This window comes from Okeania sp. SIO3B5, from assembly GCF_010692555.1.
In the GTDB taxonomy this organism is placed as follows: domain Bacteria; phylum Cyanobacteriota; class Cyanobacteriia; order Cyanobacteriales; family Microcoleaceae; genus Okeania.
This window is the reverse complement of sequence record NZ_JAAHHG010000189.1, coordinates 1-17625: the sequence shown is the minus strand read 5'-3', so window position 1 is coordinate 17625 and position 17625 is coordinate 1. Positions and strand designations below refer to the sequence as shown.

General features: G+C 37.4%; 11 protein-coding genes and 1 pseudogene. 7 read left to right on the top strand and 5 right to left on the bottom strand.

Features of this window, described 5'->3' with window-relative positions:
- Positions 1-558: 558 nt before the first annotated feature.
- Entirely contained in the window at positions 559-1557 is a 999-nt protein-coding gene (cmoB, locus tag F6K54_RS22770; protein WP_293082304.1) for a tRNA 5-methoxyuridine(34)/uridine 5-oxyacetic acid(34) synthase CmoB, read from the bottom strand.
- 235 nt (positions 1558-1792) lie between these two features.
- A complete protein-coding gene (locus F6K54_RS22765) occupies positions 1793-4147 on the bottom strand; it encodes a GAF domain-containing protein (RefSeq protein WP_293082303.1) in 2355 nt (784 codons plus the stop codon).
- Between the two features lie 714 nt (positions 4148-4861).
- Here F6K54_RS22765 and ffh point away from each other — a divergent pair.
- The 6 genes and pseudogenes from ffh to F6K54_RS22735 all read left to right on the top strand — a co-directional run bounded on the left by ffh (position 4862) and on the right by F6K54_RS22735 (position 13345).
- Entirely contained in the window at positions 4862-6313 is a 1452-nt protein-coding gene (gene ffh, locus F6K54_RS22760; protein WP_293082301.1) for a signal recognition particle protein, read from the top strand.
- 136 nt (positions 6314-6449) lie between these two features.
- Positions 6450-6719: pseudogene (rpsP, locus tag F6K54_RS43115) on the top strand (30S ribosomal protein S16); the annotation flags it as partial.
- Between the two features lie 112 nt (positions 6720-6831).
- On the top strand, positions 6832-7299 hold the full coding sequence (locus F6K54_RS22750) for a KH domain-containing protein (protein WP_293082297.1): 468 nt from the start codon (positions 6832-6834) through the stop codon (positions 7297-7299).
- A gap of 584 nt (positions 7300-7883) precedes the next feature.
- The gene (locus tag F6K54_RS22745; protein WP_293082296.1) at positions 7884-8837 is read left to right on the top strand and encodes a PhoH family protein; all 954 of its coding nucleotides are present in this window, start codon (positions 7884-7886) and stop codon (positions 8835-8837) included.
- 182 nt (positions 8838-9019) lie between these two features.
- Positions 9020-9427 (top strand): ChuX/HutX family heme-like substrate-binding protein, encoded by a 408-nt coding sequence (locus F6K54_RS22740; RefSeq protein WP_293082293.1) that lies wholly within the window; start codon positions 9020-9022, stop codon positions 9425-9427.
- 774 nt (positions 9428-10201) lie between these two features.
- Positions 10202-13345 carry a DEAD/DEAH box helicase gene (locus tag F6K54_RS22735; RefSeq protein ID WP_293082291.1) on the top strand — a complete coding sequence of 1048 codons (3144 nt, stop codon included), beginning with the start codon at positions 10202-10204 and terminating at the stop codon, positions 13343-13345.
- Between the two features lie 373 nt (positions 13346-13718).
- On the opposite strand, the gene F6K54_RS22730 is transcribed toward F6K54_RS22735, so the two are convergent.
- The 3 genes from F6K54_RS22730 to F6K54_RS22720 form a co-directional block, all read right to left on the bottom strand.
- Positions 13719-14501 (bottom strand): TrmB family transcriptional regulator sugar-binding domain-containing protein, encoded by a 783-nt coding sequence (locus F6K54_RS22730; protein ID WP_293082288.1) that lies wholly within the window; start codon positions 14499-14501, stop codon positions 13719-13721.
- Positions 14502-14661: 160 nt separating this feature from the next.
- The gene (locus tag F6K54_RS22725) at positions 14662-14784 is read right to left on the bottom strand and encodes a hypothetical protein (protein ID WP_293082285.1); all 123 of its coding nucleotides are present in this window, start codon (positions 14782-14784) and stop codon (positions 14662-14664) included.
- A gap of 63 nt (positions 14785-14847) precedes the next feature.
- Positions 14848-16221, bottom strand: coding sequence for a cytochrome P450 (locus tag F6K54_RS22720; protein WP_293082282.1), 1374 nt, complete (start codon positions 16219-16221; stop codon positions 14848-14850).
- Between the two features lie 197 nt (positions 16222-16418).
- Between F6K54_RS22720 and F6K54_RS22715 the strand changes: the two genes are divergently transcribed.
- Positions 16419-17258 (top strand): SWIM zinc finger family protein, encoded by an 840-nt coding sequence (locus F6K54_RS22715; RefSeq protein WP_293082279.1) that lies wholly within the window; start codon positions 16419-16421, stop codon positions 17256-17258.
- The last annotated feature ends 367 nt before the right edge of the window (positions 17259-17625 follow it).

Sequence of the window (17625 nt, the reverse complement as noted above, 5' to 3'; positions counted from 1 at the left end):
AATTAGAGTAGGTAGTCGTACATCTCCTTATAAGTTAATCCGGTTAGCGAGTCGAGCTTCTACACTCAAAAAAATTTCTAAAGGGAGTAGGGAGTAGGGAGTAGGGAGTAGGGGGGTAGGGGAGCGGGGGAGTAGGGGAGCGGGGGAGTAGGGAGTAAGGGAAAAAATTTGATAATTTCTGTGCGATGATTGATTTTATTTTTTATTATTGCAGATGTCTAGTAATTAGGGCTTGCTGAATAAAATTGTAATCAATGCCAGTTCAGGCTTCCAGAGTTTTTAATTATAAAAAAGTGCAAGGTTTTTGGCTCTTTTGGTCTCAAAATGCTCATATTTTTCTGCTAAGTATCAGAAAATTTGGCCGTAGCAGATAGTCTAAACTGTTCCCTGTTCCCTGTTCCCTGTTGCCTACCATCACCATCAGACTTTTTCAGCAAACCCTAATTAACACAGACTGAATCACCTTCTTTAGTGAAAACCGCTATACTAACTATAATTATTCTTATGTTTACCACTCCCCCACTCCCCCACTCCCCATCTCCCCGACTCCCCTACTCATTATTTACGAGCGATCGCATAATAGCGCCAAGGTGCAGGATAACCCTCAACTGTCAACGAAGAGTCTTCAGGATTAAGAAAATCTGACAAACTATCAATATTTGCCCAAGAAGTGCGCCGTTGTTCTGCCACTGACAAAGGTTCGGCAAAAAAACAATTAATATCACTAAACCCCGCTCGCCCTATCCAACTCTCTAAACAAGACTGAGTAGGTAGGAACCAAATACCTCGTGCTTGAGCATAACGTTTCCGAGGTGTGAGAGCTACTGATAAATCTCCTGGAATGCCTTGACAGTCAATAATAATTTCCCCTTTAGGCGCTAAAGCTGCTCGCATTTTGCGTAATAAACCAATGGGATCAGTGTGATGATAGAGAATACCCAAGCAGAAAATAGTATCAAAAAATTGGGGGTAATAGTGAATATGTTCAACTCCCAACAGTTCAAACATCAGCATTTTTTGTTGCACAATATTTTGAATAAGTTGAAAATTCCAAAAATGTTTTGTGTAGGGTTCAAAACCAATAACTAATTCCGGTTGTTGAGCTATCATGCGAAACATAAAATAACCATTGTGGCAGCCAATATCGGCGACTCTACGATTTTTCAGAGAACTAATATGTGGCAAAATACGCTCCCATTTCCAGTCAGAACGCCATTCAGCATCAATGGTTGTACCAAATAGTTTAAACGGACCTTTTTTCCAAGGACAAAATGTTTGCAAACTTTGGTGAAATCTTTGTTGTTGCTCTGGGGAGAGTTCCTCAGCATGACCGATTTTTATCGCTGCACCGGAAAAGTCGAAAAAATCACTTTTGATATCTGCAACTGTCTGTACTGCTTCGTAATACTTTTGAGTAGAAGTTTCAAATAATTTTTTGTGTTTTTCTTGACGGGTTTTTAATATTGCTTCTGTGTCGATCGGGATATCATATTTATATAAATAATCTGAGGGAATATAACCGATTTTATGATTAAACATTTTGCTAACTTGAGTCATTCTTGCGTAATGGTGAAGATACAGTATATTTCAGGTAAACAAGGTACACACAAGAATAGTAAAGTATTTGTAGTGCGGGCATCTTGCCCGCTATAGCATCTTGCCCGCTATAGCATCTTGCCCGCGACTGGTATACCTGACTAATATGAAATACGCTGTATATATTTTTCAATTTCTCCCCCACTCCCCCACTCCCACACTCCCCTACTCCCACACTCCCCACACTATGCAACGCCTACTTACTAGATGTAGCCTCCTCAGGCAACAGTACCTTCGCTCGAACAAACCGTAAACCACTTACTCCCTGTAAAGGCTCAACCCAACCACTCTCAAATTTATCCTCTATCCAACCTTCACGAACTAAATAACGGAAATACTGTTGATATTCTTGCCACTCCTCATCAGTAGAATAAACCACAGTCAACATCCCTGGTTGAGTTATCCGCTCCTTTGTTTCCCGATCCACGCCTTTATCAATTCGCTTTTTAACAATCTCATAACGAATATCGCGAGTACCTCTAACATCAAACAATCTTTCTGTTCTTTCATTGTGATAAATATCAATTGTAGAATTCTGCACTAAAATCAGATGTACAACTCCCAAAGTTATTTCCTCAGATTCAGCTCTCAGGCGCAAAATTGTTCTAGCACAATCACAGATTGCTCGTAGTTGCTCGTAACGTAAACTACACAGATGAAATTGACTAAATTTAGGATTAATAGATTTCCCAACATACATCATGTGATCTATGCCATCGGTAGCCTCAAAATCGCAATGATGGGGTAGAATTTCCTGCATCTGCTGCTGCCATTCTTCCCAAGTGCTTTGAAGATGGTAGTTAATTTTGTGCAACATCTGGTCATAGCGATCGCGAGCTTGATACACGCTATGATGTTCATTGTCACAAGCAGCTCGATAAGCTTCTACAGCAGTTTTGACAGCATCTCCACATTCCACAAAATAATCAAAATAAATTTCTAAATGTAAATGTAGATAGTCTCTCGCTGTAATTTCACTATCCACTGATACTTTTTCTTCTAGAGACTTAATATATGCCAACAAATCTTGTCGTAGTTGCTGACAAAAAGCACTATCTTTTATTTGACAAACAGTTTCAACAATTGTCAACCCTAAGCAAAATTGTGTCAGCAGATCGGTTTGAATTGCCCGATTACGTTCGGTAGAAGAACCACGAATATCACAGATACCATAGAGAGGATAGACATCTTCAAAAAAGATTGTTTCTGGCGGTAATCCCCAACTACGCCGTTCTGCCTCTTGCAAAAATCGCCATTCCACTGCCGGGTGAATATTACGAATATTTGTGAATCGTTGTTGAATTGTTTGACGAACCGCAGTAGTCAAAGGTGAAATAAGTTCTTGAGCGTGTTTGTAATCAGAGAAATAAAAATTATTGGGTAGCTTGCTGGTTAATCCGATTATTCCCAAAACTGCTTGAAGTCCAGAACTCTCTTGTGGGCAGGTAGTTTTAATTACCAGAGGAATTAGTAGTAAGGAGCGTACCCCTTTTTGATATAGATTTTGTTCGCACTCAGTTTGACAATGTATCTTCAGATCGGGAATATTCTGAATTTGATTATCTTTAGCAGTTTTCAAAATCGGAGAATCCTCTAAACTCTTTGTGGAATATAGTTTAGGATAGTTGCTTGTCGTTAAATACTCACTACCGATAAATAATTTTAGTTGTTTTTCTCCTTCATTGCGCAGTAGAATCATATCATCTGCCCGGAAAAGCGGCCGCATTAATTTGTCTATTCGCTGAAATTTCTCTCGCTGCATCAATGATTCTGGTTCCACTAACAGTTGAGTTAGTCTTCGTTTTTGTTCTTGAATAGTTACATCTAATCCTTCTAGTAAAAACAAACCCTCTAGTTGGAAATTTTCCAATTTTAACTGTTGGGCTAAAATTTCTAGATTTCCCGGTTGTATTAGCCAATCTATTTGTTCAGATGTTGACATTGATTGGAGATTGATCTCTGTAAAATCGTTTACAGTTTTGCCAACTCTTTGTACTTTTTGTTGCGAGCAACAAAGCCAGAATTCTATATACTTTGGTTCTGAGTTTTGTGGGCAATTAATTGTTGATATAATTGAATAATTTTGAAATTGTAGATTTGCTGTGTCTATTTGATAAAGTTCTTTGAGTACCGAGTGCAAAACTTGCAGGCGGTAAATTTTGCCTAGTTCTGTTTTTTCCCAATCACTTACCAACTCATTGAGCTTAATGTTTTGCTTTGATTCTATTTCATTGATCCTTTCCATTCCCATTAGCTGGCAAAAAGCATGATTGGCATATTTTATGCTGAGGCTACTTGGTTCTACAATTGCTGTTAATATTCTGCTGTGGTGTGGAAAACTTTCTAGTCGCTCTATTATTTGTCTCCAAATTTTTAGTTGCTCAACTTGATTATGATGATTGGATAGTTGAGATGTCAGGGCTTGCAATAGCTGGTCTATATTTATATCCTCAGTGTTTTGATGGTTTGGGATGGCAGAAGTTTTTTCTGGTAAAGCTTTTGTATTACATTTATTATTTTTATCTGTAATTTTTTGTTTGGAAGTATGCATATCTTTTGCACCTGATGTTTTGAATATTTTTTTTATGTGTCTGTGAAATCTATAATATGATGTTAACCAAACCTAAACCGATTTTTTAATGATTGGCCATCAAATTCAATATGAAACTCATATATCTGGACAAGTAAGTTTGGGACTGGACAAAGATTTACTGGTATGTTAACAATACTATGGGCTAAATTCCATCATATTAAGACTATTGACAGAATATATATATTATGATAAGCTCATTAAAGTTATTAAAAAAGAAATTAAGATTCATAGTAGGCTTTAAACTAAAAAAATTTATTTCTGTGGTTTTGAAGAAGTAAATTATTAAACGATCGACGACTGCATAATTCTTGCTTTGCTAAAAAATATACTTAGACATATATTATAAGAAAATATTCAAAATGCAGATGTGAAAAAAAATAATATGTACTGAATTTACTATGTATTTAGAACAAAGAACCAAAATCCCTAAAGTTCCCCTTGATTATGAGAATAAGAAATTAGGTTAAGAATAAAGGATGAGGTTGTTGTAAGAGAGAAAAAGCAATGACCTAACAGATATATTTTTAGAACTTTGAAGCAGCAATAAATAAAATTTGAACAGAATCTAATTGTCTATAGAAGAATGCTTTGAATTACATAGTTAGAAAAAAAATCAAAAAAGTTTCAGATGATATATAATAAAACTTACTACTAGCTAGCTGAAATTGCTTTATGTTTGAAGCCCTTGCCGACCGCTTAGAAGTCGCCTGGAAAAAACTAAGGGGTCAAAATAAAATCACAGACTCCAATATTCAAGAAGCCCTACGAGAAGTCCGTCGTGCTCTATTAGAGGCAGATGTTAACTTACAGGTTGTGAAAGACTTTATAGCCGAAGTTAGCACTACAGCTAAAGGAGCAGATGTATTAACAGGAGTAAGGCCAGACCAACAGTTCATCAAAATAGTCCACGATGAGCTAGTGCGTGTCATGGGAGAAACCAATGCTCCCCTCGCAAAAGCTGAACAAGCACCAACTATTGTTCTGATGGCAGGTTTACAAGGGACAGGTAAAACCACTGCCTCAGCAAAATTGGCCTTACATCTGCGGAAGGAAAATAGAACTACCTTGCTAGTTGCGACTGATATCTATAGACCTGCCGCTATAGACCAGCTAGTGACTTTAGGTAAACAGATAGATGTATCTGTATTTGAATTAGGCACAGATATAGATCCTGTAGAAATTGCTCAAAAAGGAGTTGAAAAAGCCAGGACAGAAGGCATAGATACTGTAATAATAGATACAGCAGGTCGCCTACAGATTGACCAAGAGATGATGGCGGAACTCGCCAAAATTAAAGCAGCAGTTAAGCCCCAAGAAACATTGCTAGTAGTAGATGCAATGACAGGTCAAGAGGCGGCAACATTGACCCGTACCTTCAACGATGAAATTGGGATTACAGGGGCAATCCTCACGAAAATGGACGGGGATACAAGAGGTGGGGCAGCTTTATCAGTACGTCGAATTTCTGGGCAACCAATAAAATTTGTGGGGGTGGGAGAAAAAGTAGAAGCCCTACAACCTTTCTACCCAGAGAGGATGGCTTCTCGGATTCTGGGCATGGGAGATGTACTGACCCTGGTAGAAAAAGCTCAGGAAGAGTTTGACATAGCTGATGCAGAAAAAATGCAAGAGAAAATTCTCTCAGCTAAGTTTGACTTTACTGACTTCCTGAAGCAAACGCGACTGATGAAGAACATGGGTTCTCTAGGAGGAATTATGAAATTAATTCCAGGAATGAATAAATTGAGTGACGATCAGTTGCAGCAGGGAGAAACTCAACTAAAGCGCTGTGAGTCGATGATTAATTCAATGACAAAGCAAGAGCGCCAAAACCCAGAACTTTTAGCAAAATCTCCTTCCCGACGAAAACGTATTGCCAGTGGTTCAGGTTATGCTGAAAAAGATGTTAGTAAACTGGTGAGTGACTTCCAAAAAATGCGATCGCTCATGCAACAAATGGGCCAAGGAGGAATGCCAGGCATGGGAATGCCAGGAATGCCAGGTATGGAAATGCCAGGAATGCTAGGAGGTAGAACACCTCCAGGAATGCCAAACTACCCCGGTATGGGTGGTGGCAAAAAGAAAAAGAAGCAGAAAAAGAAAAAGGGCTTTGGGCAACTTTAAGAATGCGGTAGCAGGTAGCAAGAGTCCTAAAATATCTAGTGGCAAACTGTAAATTTGACAAAAGATGCTTAATACTTTCTTCGTTACGATGAAACACAATAGCTTACAATTCCAAACAGGAGTATAATCACTCGAAATGATCAAACTGCGATTAAAGCGATATGGAAAAAAACGGGAGACTAGCTACCGGATAGTAGCAATGAACAGCAGTTCCCGACGTGATGGCCGTCCATTAGAAGAACTCGGCTTTTACAACCCCAGAACAGATGAAACTAGACTAGATGTACCAGGAATTACCAGACGCCTTGAACAAGGCGCTCAACCAACACAAACAGTGCGTGACATATTGAGAAAAGCCAATGTCCTTGAATCACCAAGAACCGGAATTAACACCCAAGATAATGTATCAGTTTCCCATGCAGAATCGACAGAAGCCGTTACCAATACCCAACCAAGCGAAGAAACTGCCAATACCGAAGCCAGCCAAACCAGTGAAAGTGAGTCAACTGAAACAGCAGTTGCCACTGAATCAGAGGAATAACTCTCAGTCAGTTAATCCTGATTATGTAGAAATAGTGAGATGTTTAATTGAGCCATTTCTAGAGTCACCAGAATCCTTACGAGTGGACTGTGAAGTAAATCCTCGGCAAGCAAAAGCTTGGATTCGTCTAGCTTTTGACGAACTTGAAAAAGGGCGAGTATATGGTCGTGGAGGACGTAATATCCAAGCGGTTCGTACTGTGTTAGCAGCATTAGCTCAAACAGCAGGTCAATCTGTGCATTTGGAAATATACGAAGACCATTCAGAGACACCACGTCCTTCTCTTTCTCCTTCTTACTCTGATAACAATCGAGAAGAAGGGACTTATGAAAGAAGGGCTATGCCAATTACTCGCCCTTCCTACAACAGACAAAGATTATCTCGTAGTCGTAGTACAACACCAAGTCCAATTAGGTATAAAAGAGATGAGTATGGAATGAGGTAAAAACGATCGGAATGCCACCACTAAAACTTTGATTGGGGATAGTGGGGCATTATTTTAACTAGCTATCAGCTATCAGCTTTTTTGACCAAAAAATAAGGCCTCAAGCCTCCCCTTTTAAGGCTATGCTTTATAAACATCTTTCTTAAGATAAAACTTGACAAAAGATAGAAGTTATGTATTAGCCGTTCAATAGGTATTCTGGGAGAGTAAACCTATTTAATTAGAGGCTTTTCCCCCCATCTCCCTATCTCCCCATCTCCCCATCTAAAGGGTTTCAGGAGTTCCTTATAAGGGATAGCCTTTCAAGGGGAGGGATGGGGAGAAAACCTGCGCTATATCCAATCGACCAAGAGAAAATAAAGTTTAATATTTCAATCCCAATACTTTCCTAGGTCATGCTGCGCAAACAGGCAGAGGTACTGTTAACGCAGTTCCTCCTGAGGAGGCTAACTGATAACTGATAACTGAAATGACCTGGGGTTAAATCCCCAGCTTCTAAAAGCCGGATGGTTAATCCGGGGATTTCACAAAATAAAAAAAGTCCTAATGCTGACCTCAGTTTTATAAAGCAGAAATATCTTGGCATGACAGAGACAGTAAGAGTAGAGCTGCCTACTATTGATAGCGCGATCGCCCTTTCTGGTTATCAGGAAGAAAATATTAAACTACTGGCACGACATACAGGGGCAAATGTTGTAATGCGTGGACAAGAATTGTCTATCGGTGGCACAGCCACTCAGATAGAACGATGTCAAAAAATAGTGCGATCGCTCGAAAGTCTGTGGAAACATGGTAAGACCATTACTGGAGTAGAAATTCTCACTGCTTGCCATGCCATTGATACTAACCGTCAAGATGATCTGCGAGAAATTCAACAAGATGTTCTTGTTAAGACTCGTCGTGGGTTAGAAATTCGTGCTAAAACTTTCCGCCAACGAAAATATGTACAAGCTATCCGCACCCGCGATATGACCTTTTGTGTAGGTCCTGCTGGCACAGGGAAAACATTCTTGGCAGCACTTCTAGCAGTTAAAGCACTTTTAGATAACGAATATGAACGTTTAATTTTAACGAGACCTGCTGTAGAAGCTGGAGAAAAATTAGGATTTTTACCAGGGGATCTGCAACAAAAAATTAACCCATATTTGCGGCCTCTATATGATGCTCTTTATGAATTAATTGAACCAGAAAAGGTAACTACTTTGATGGAGAAAGGGACTATTGAAGTTGCGCCTTTAGCATATATGAGAGGTCGAACTTTGAATAACTCTTTTGTGATTCTTGATGAAGCTCAAAATACTACTCCTGCTCAGATGAAAATGGTATTAACTCGCTTGGGTTTTCGCTCAAGAATGGTGGTAACGGGAGATATTACTCAAACAGATTTACCCTTGAGTCAAAAATCTGGTTTAGCAGTTGCTATGAAAATTCTGCGAAATGTAGAAGGTATTGCTATTTGTGAATTATCTCAAGCAGATGTGGTACGACATCCTCTAGTACAGAAAATAGTTGCTGCTTATGAGCAGTATGAAAATTGAAGAAGGCAGAAGGCAGGAGGCAGAAGGCAGAAGGCAGAAGGCAGGAGGCAGGAGGGAGGAGGCAGAAGGCAGAAGGGAAAGAATAAGGTGAGAAGGTATAAAGTTTTTCATCAACTACTTATCCGGATTCTATGCTAAACCTGCAACAAAAAAAATAAATAATTAAAAAATATTTCTATCTTATGACTACTAACCTAAAAGATTTTTTAGAAGCTTGTGAACAACTGGGAACTTTACGCTTAATTGTGACAAGTAGTGCTGCAGTATTGGAAGTTAGGGGCAAAATTCAAAAGTTATTTTATGCTGAACTTCCTAAAGGTAAGTATGCTAATATGCACGCAGAGATTGTTGAGTTTCATCTCAACATGGATATGATTAAACAGGTAAAGTTTGAGACTGGAGAGGCAAAAAGAGGAAATTTTACTACTTATGCAATTCGTTTCTTAGATAATGAAGATAAAATTGCTTTGAGTGCATTTTTACAGTGGGGAAAACCAGGAGAATATGAACCTGGACAGGTAGAAACTTGGCAAGCTTTGAAAGAAAAATATGGTGAAGTTTGGGAACCTATTCCTGTAGAAAGTTTGTAATATTATGTCCGGTTGAATAGTTATAAATAAACTACTCAGAATTCAGAATTCGGAATTCAGAATTCAGAATTCAGGAGGGAAGAAAGTTTAGTATTAAACTGTACCTCACTATCCTCAAAAGTACTTTAATTGCTAATTGCTGAAACGAATGTATTCTTCTAACTTCGGGACTTGAAGTCCTGAAGTTTTATTATCCATAAAAATTGTGCTGGTAGCACTAACGTACCACCTCTTATATCATGTTCGGTTGAATACTTACACTTTGGAGCTCCGAAGGCAGGAGGCAACCCACCCCTAACCCCTCCCAGGAGGGGGAGGCAGAAGGGAAGAAAGGGTTAAAAGGGATAAAGTTTTTTTATAACTGATTATCCGAACATGATATTAATATCAAGTCTCATTAATTAGCGATAATAAAAATGTGTTCTCTGATAAATTTATTCCTATTCCCTATTCCCTATTCCCTGTTCCCTAAAATTTTTATTGTGGGTGTTTAAAGAGACATAATATAAGAGTATATCAAACAAAATCCTGCTTTTTTCATAAAATTGGCCATCGTCAGATATTTGCCTTTGCTTTCAGAAATTTATGGGCGGGATGAATATAAGTGGGGTGGGTATTCTGCCTGCGGTGAAAATATTAGGAACGGGGAACGGGCAAGATGCCCATTCCACAAAACTATAAAACTATTAAAATCATCCCGCATTTATGCAATGGCCTCCAATGTAGTAGTATCATATTCACAGTCATCAATTCAGAGTGCTAAATTTTTGAGAAATGAAAATTCTCCACGGAACCTGGATACCCCAAAAGGATGAATTTATTCAAAACGGAGCCTTTTTTCTTTGGATAGAAACAGACTATCTACCCAAAAAGCAGAAAAAAAAGTCGGAAAAACACCAACGCCATCCCGGACATTTAGGTACAGATGAATTATCTCTTTTCCTCAGTAATGAATTAAAACTTCTAGCTTCCAAATACGGCACTCTCAACCAAAATATAGCTACTAAATACTTCCTTCTTCCCAGCAATGATAGTCAACCTTTACCCTCACCAGAATTAAGTCGTTACCAGGAAACTGAACCTCCGGAAGCAACGGAATGGCAACTCTGGGAAATTGACTGTTATCATCTGACTCCTATTATCAAACTACTCAACGAAATTCACTTTCTCTGTCTTTATAATGTTGCCGAAATACAACTAGGAGCAGACTTACTTTTCTGGTATCATTACTCCCAGTCTTTCAAATCAATTATTTTCAAAGATCAATACATTCCCGCTTTAAAATATCGAGAATTAGAGCCAAAAAAGGGTAGACGGAAAAAAAATACGCCATCTTTTGAAATATATCCAACTTGGGAAATTATTTCTCCATCCTACGAAGATAATATTAATTATTATCTCGAATATATGCCTCTTGCTTGCACTTCCGGTTTTGATGAAGCGACTACAAACCTAGAATTTTATGACAAAGAAACCCTACTGCGTCATTTTTCCGAATGTTTGCTCAACAAAATTGTCACCGAAACTCCTATTCCTGCTACCTTTGAAAAAAAATTAACCGACTCTCGACTACTGACTGGTTGTTTGCATCTCCAGTCTGATAACTCACCTTGGTTAGATGATGCTGCTTTGACAGAATATCAAAAATGGCAAAGTTGGAAACAGAAACTTGTTGGCGCACAAGATGACTCAGATTTTCACCTCTGTTTTCAATTAGAAGAAGCATCAGAAAAATCTCCTGATGATTGGTATTTAAAATTTATTGTTTCTTTGAAAAAAGACCCTTCTTTAAAACTGGAATTAGAGGAATATTGGAGTCAAAATCAGAGGAAAAAAACAGCTACCAAAAAACAATTTGGCAAAGATTTTGAAAAAGATTTACTATTAAATTTAGGCTATGCTGCGAGGATTTATCCTTTAATTTGGCAGGGATTAGAAACTGATAAACCTATTGGTTTTTCCCTCACTTTAACAGCAGCATTTGATTTTCTCAAAGAAACTGCTTGGGTGTTAGAAGATGCAGGTTATAAAGTAATTATTCCTGCTTGGTGGACTCCTGAAGGTCGTCAACGGGCAAAAATTCGTCTCAAAGCTTCTCCTAAAAAATCAGCTCCTACTTCTGAAGGAAAAGGTTATTTTCAGTTAGAAAATTTGATTCAATATCAATATGAATTAGCTATTGGAGACCAAGCTATTACTGCTAAGGAATGGAAGCAGTTAGTTGATGCTAAAAGTCCTTTGGTGAAGTTTCGGGGACAGTGGATGGAATTAGACCACAATCAAATGCAGCAAATGTTAGATTTTTGGGAAACTCATCAGAAAGAAAAGCCTGAATTAACTTTGCCGGAGTTGTTACAAAAAGCATCGGAAGTTGGTTCTGGATTTGAGGTGGAACCGGATGAAAGTTTGGCGACAATGTTGGCTAAATTGCAAGATCCTAATTGTTTGGAAATAATTGATAATCCTAAGAAATTAAAAGGTACTTTGAGAGAGTATCAAAAACTGGGAGTTTCTTGGATTCAATTTTTGGAACAGTTAGGATTAAATGGTTGTTTGGCGGATGATATGGGGTTGGGTAAAACGGTGCAAGTAATTGCTTGGTTGGTGATGGAAAAGGAGTCTAAAAAAAAGGTTTTACCGACTTTATTAATTGCTCCTACTTCTGTGGTTGGTAACTGGCAAAAGGAAATTGAAAAGTTTGCGCCTCATTTAAAGGTTATTGTGCATCATGGTAGTAATCGAGTTCAAGATAAGAAGGAGTTTGAAAATGTTATTTTAAAGTCTAATATTGTGATTACTTCTTTTACTTTGGCTAGAAAAGATGTAAAACTTTTGGAGGGGATAAATTGGCAACGAATTGTTTTAGATGAAGCTCAGAATATTAAGAATCCGAAGGCTGCTCAGACGAAGGCTATTTTGAAATTATCGGCTCAACATCGTTTGGCTTTGACGGGAACTCCGGTGGAAAATCGACTGTTAGATTTGTGGTCTATTTTTAATTTTCTCAATCCTGGTTATTTGGGAAAGGAGACTCAATTTCGTCGGAATTTTGAGATGCCAATTCAGAAAGAAAATAATCAGGTTCAGTTAGTTGTTTTAAAGAAGTTGATTCAACCTTTTATTCTCCGGAGGGTAAAAACTGACCAGGATATTATTAAGGATTTGCCGGATAAAGTTGAGCAAAAACAATATTGTAATTTGACAAAAGAACAAGCTTCTTTATATGAGGCTATTGTTAAAGATGTGATGGAACAGTTAGAAAATGTTGAGGGAATTCAACGTAAGGGATTGATGTTATCAACGTTGATGAAACTCAAACAAATTTGTAATCATCCTCGTCAATTTTTACAGGATAGGAGTGAGTTTACACCGGAACGTTCCCAGAAATTAGAACGTTTGGGTGAGATGAGTGAGGAGGTTATTTCTGAGGGGGATAGTTTATTGATTTTTACTCAATTTACTGAAATTGGTGAGGCTTTACAATATTATTTTAAACAGTCTTTTCATTACAATTGTTATTATTTGCATGGAGGAACAGTGCGACAGAAAAGGGAGGAAATGATTAGGGAGTTTCAAGACCAAGAAACTGAACCTTCGGTGTTTGTTTTGTCTTTAAAAGCTGGTGGTGTGGGGATTACTTTAACTAAGGCAAATCATGTTTTTCATTTTGACCGTTGGTGGAATCCAGCGGTGGAGGATCAAGCGACTGATAGAGCTTTTAGGATAGGTCAAAAAAAGAATGTTTTTGTGCATAAATTTGTGGCATTGGGTACTTTGGAGGAGCGTATTGATCAGATGATTGAGGAGAAGAAAAAGGTGGCAAATGCGATTGTTGGTTCTGATGAATCTTGGTTGACGGAGTTGGATAATGAGAGTTTTAAGGAGTTAATTGTTTTGAATAAAAAGATGGTAGTTTAATTAATTAATAATTAATAATTAATAATTAATAATTACTTCTTTATTACTTCTTTTTTTTTTTTAGTCAGCTATTAGCTATTGCTGTTATATCATGTCCGGATAATCATTGATAAAAAAACCTTTTCCTTTCTAATCTTTTCTTTCCTTCTGCCTCCTGCCTCCAGCATAGCTGCCTTACCTCCTCCAAAGTGTAAGTATTCAACCGGACATGATATTAGTTGCCTATAAGGCTTTATTTAAACCTCGCTCAATTAGCTGGGATATTATTGAACCAAAGTTAAAATTTACTACAAAAGTAGAGTATTATTGCTGATATCTGAAAGCTAATAGCTGAATGCTTACTAATATAATTTGCATAATTCCTGAAAATAAATTATGTTAATTCTGTAATTTCATTTGCTGCTTCCCAGTAGTTATCAAATTCCTGTTTGAAATAATTAAATAGGTCAATATCATTTTTTTTATTCAATAAGATACTAGGAGCTACACTAGACTCAGAACGAAAAGAAGCTAATAAAGCAAATAGTTTACCATCGCTTGATTCTGGATCGGAAATGGAAAAACCAATAGAAGGCAAGTATTGTATTTCTCGTATTTTTAAAAGATATATTTGAGACTCATTTATTTTTTCTTTTAAGCTTGTTAGATTATTAATAGAATTTTCTATATCGCTAAATATTTTATTGGGGTTGTTTGTCTTATGACCTCTAAAAGCCATTGAATTAATTGTTTCTGGATTTCTAGCACACAAAATAATGCGTACTTGACAATTTCTCATGATAGCTTTTTTAATCTCCTCATCAAAAGATTTTAATGTACTTCCAGAGCGAACAAGTATACAAATCTCTTCTTTTGCATTACTGATAGATTCTAAAATATTATTATAAAAAAAAGCTTTATTCCTTTGAGCCAAAATATCATTTTGTTTGATAGTTAAACCTTCCAATAGTTTTGATACTTTTTGAGTATTTTTTCTATCAATTAAAATTCCTAATGCCAAGAAAGTTAGCACCGTGGAAATAGCTGTAAGAGCATAAGTAATTGAGTCATTAAATATTCCTATAAATGAACAAATTAATCCTATAATTAAAGCCAAATACCCATCTATATTTTCGCCTTTTTTTATGTCATCTAAAATGTCTTTTATGATTTTCATTTTTACCAAAAATTATTAATATACAAAATGTTTTATATATTTGGTCGAATCTATCATCGTTTGATTTTACTGTCAATATACTTTCGTTATCAAAATAATATGGGTCGCGCAACCCCGCCTTTTAAGGCGTAATATTTTTGGAGCCTTGCTCAAATTCCCGTTACAAAAATAACTTCTGTACGGGTGGTTCGCGAACCACCCCTACTGACTTCTGACTTCTGACTTCGTTAAATGCTAGCTGTAGAGTAAAGTGCGTTGTAATGAAATGTAACGCACTCCCCATATATTTCTTACTTTATAAGCTTTTTTTGAAATTTTTAATTGATCAAGCAACAAGTATAATATTTTATATAGTTACAAGGGAAGGAGATTTTTTTTGTGACTGTATACGTTTACCTTTCATCAACATTTTGACTCCACCCTTGGGTCCTAAAGTTAGTCCTCGACGTTGGGGTTTTACAGGTTGATTTTCTGCTAATTCCATCTCGAAATTAGATAATATAGTTGCCAATACCAAACGCATCTCGAAATTTGCTAGTGCCATTCCTAAACAGCGACGACTGCCACCTCCAAAGGGCAAATATTGATATGGGGAAAACTGGCTCTCTAAAAATCGCTCTGGCTTAAACTTTTTTGGTTCTGGGTACAAATCTTCTCGTTGGTGAGTCAAATAAATAGAACCCTGAATAATTGTACCTGCTTCCAGTTGATGACCTTGCAACTCAACAGGTTGTTTTGTCCGACGAGGAACTGTCAAAAATGCCACCGGATATATTCGTAAGGTTTCCTGACAAACTGCTGTCAAATAGGGTAAACGGAAAATTGTCATGGGGTCAGCATCTGTTTCCAGAGTTTCCAATTCTTCCATTAATTTCTTATATACCTGTGGTTGTTTGTGAACCCAATAAACTGCCCAAGCTAGAGCTGTTGCAGTAGTTTCGTGACCAGCAAATAACAATGTCATCAATTCATCCTGAATTTCTTGGTCTGTCATACCTTGATCTTTTTCATCTCGTGCTAATAACATTAAGGTAAGGATATCAGTACGATTCGGATCTAGTTGAGAGCGGCGAGTGGTAATTTCTTTATATAGAAGTTCATTCAGTTTTTGTTGTTGACGCTGATACTTACCCCAAGGACTCCAAGGGCCTAAATCCTTTTGCAACCAGGGAAAAAATAATAAACTAGCTCGGAGTGGAGAGGCTGTGAGTTCGAGCCAATCTACCAACATTGACCTAATTTGTGATAACCGGGGGCTATCATATAGACCAAACACAGCTTGGAGTATCACCTGGATCGTAATTTCTTGCATCAGTTTACGAGCAATAAATGTTTTACCTTCTGTTAAATTGCTAGCTGCTTCTTTCGTGATGTTACAGATTAACTCACCATAGCTCCGCATTCTGTCGCCATGAAAAGGAGGCATTAATAATTTGCGTTCTCGACGGTGGCGATCGCCTTCTAAGGCTAATATAGAATACTCCCCAATCATTGATTGTATAATTTTACTACCAGGAGTTTCATACTCATTATTATCCTTTGTAAATATCTCCTGCAAAGCTTGTGGACTGCTGACCATGACAACTTTACCTAAAGCAGTTATCATGGTAAAAATATCTCCATACTTCTTGGCATAGGATTCAAGAGTATTGAGTGGAGCGAGAACCAATTGCAGTATCTGAAAAAGGGCTGGTATTTTTGAGGCTTTGATTGATTTCATGTTAGTTACTTGTGAATTTTTGGACTATTTAATGCTAGAAGTTAACCAGAGCATTTTATCGGTTTTTCGTCTCGAATTCAATACTCTAGTGTTAGACAAATTTTTATGACTAAAATCACCTTTTAAACTATCTTAACTGCGGAGGCTTTTTTGATATTATAACAAAATAATTATCCCAAAAAAAACAAGGAGTTAATATGACAAACTTTAGCAAAACTTGGTGGGGAAAACGCTTTATAGAGGCATTAGAAAACTTCACCGATCCAAATCGTTTGGGGCGAGGACGTTCTTATGCTCGTAATGGGAAAATTAAAGAGTATAAAATTAATAATGGTAAAATTAATGCCAAGGTAAGAGGTTCCGTTAATCCTTATTTTGGTGTTTATAAAGAACCTCTCTATAATACTACTATTGAAATTAAACCGATAAAAGAAACTGACTGGTCAAAGGCAATCGCCTATTTGGGTTCTAAAGCAAGTTTTGTTTCTAAGTTATTGCTTGGGGAAATGCCTGATAATATTGAGTCAGCTTTTGCTGATTTGAATTTACATTTGCTTCCCCATAGTCGTGAAGATTTTGAGACAAATTGTTCTTGCCCAGATTGGCAAAATCCTTGTAAACATATTGCTGGTGTTTATTATTTAGTTGCTGCTCAATTAGATGAAGACCCTTTTTTATTGTTTGAACTGAGGGGTATTTCTAGAGAAAAGTTGCAACAGGAGTTAGCTAAGTCACCTTTAGGACAGGCTTTATTTTCGTCTTTGGAGAGTGAAGATTTTGTGCCTAAATTGGTTGATTCTTACTATACTAAACCGGACAAAGTAGCAGTGGAAAAAATTTGTTCTGCTAAAGATTTTTGGCTTTCTCAAAAGCGGTTGCCACAAGCTCAAGAAGGTGTTGAAAGTCCTACTCTTCCTGCTATTGTGGTTAAAAAGGGAGGAGATTTTCCCCCTTTTTGGCAGAAGGAATCTTCTTTTTTGGCAGTGATGGAGGAGTTGTATGAACGGGTGAGGACGAGAAATAAAGGGGTATTTTAGGTTATTATTAGCTAGTGAACAATCAACAATAGAATAGAATTTTGGTAAGCATTCAGCTATTAGCTGTCAGCTTTATTAGAGAGTGTTTGTCAAATAAATAGTAGTGGAGTGGTACACCTAAAACTGTGCAATAAATTTTTGTTTCTAGGTGTCTTTTTTTCCCATCTCCCTATCTCCCCATCTCCCCATCTCCCCATTCACTAAAGTCAAAAGTCAAAAGTTAAAAGTTAGAAGTTAGAAGTGATACTTTATATCAAATCCATCTCCCCATCTCCCCATCTCCCCATCTCCCCATCTCCCCATCTCCCCATCTCCCCACCTCCCCCTCTCCCCATCTCCCCATCTCCCCATCTCCCCCTGATCTCCA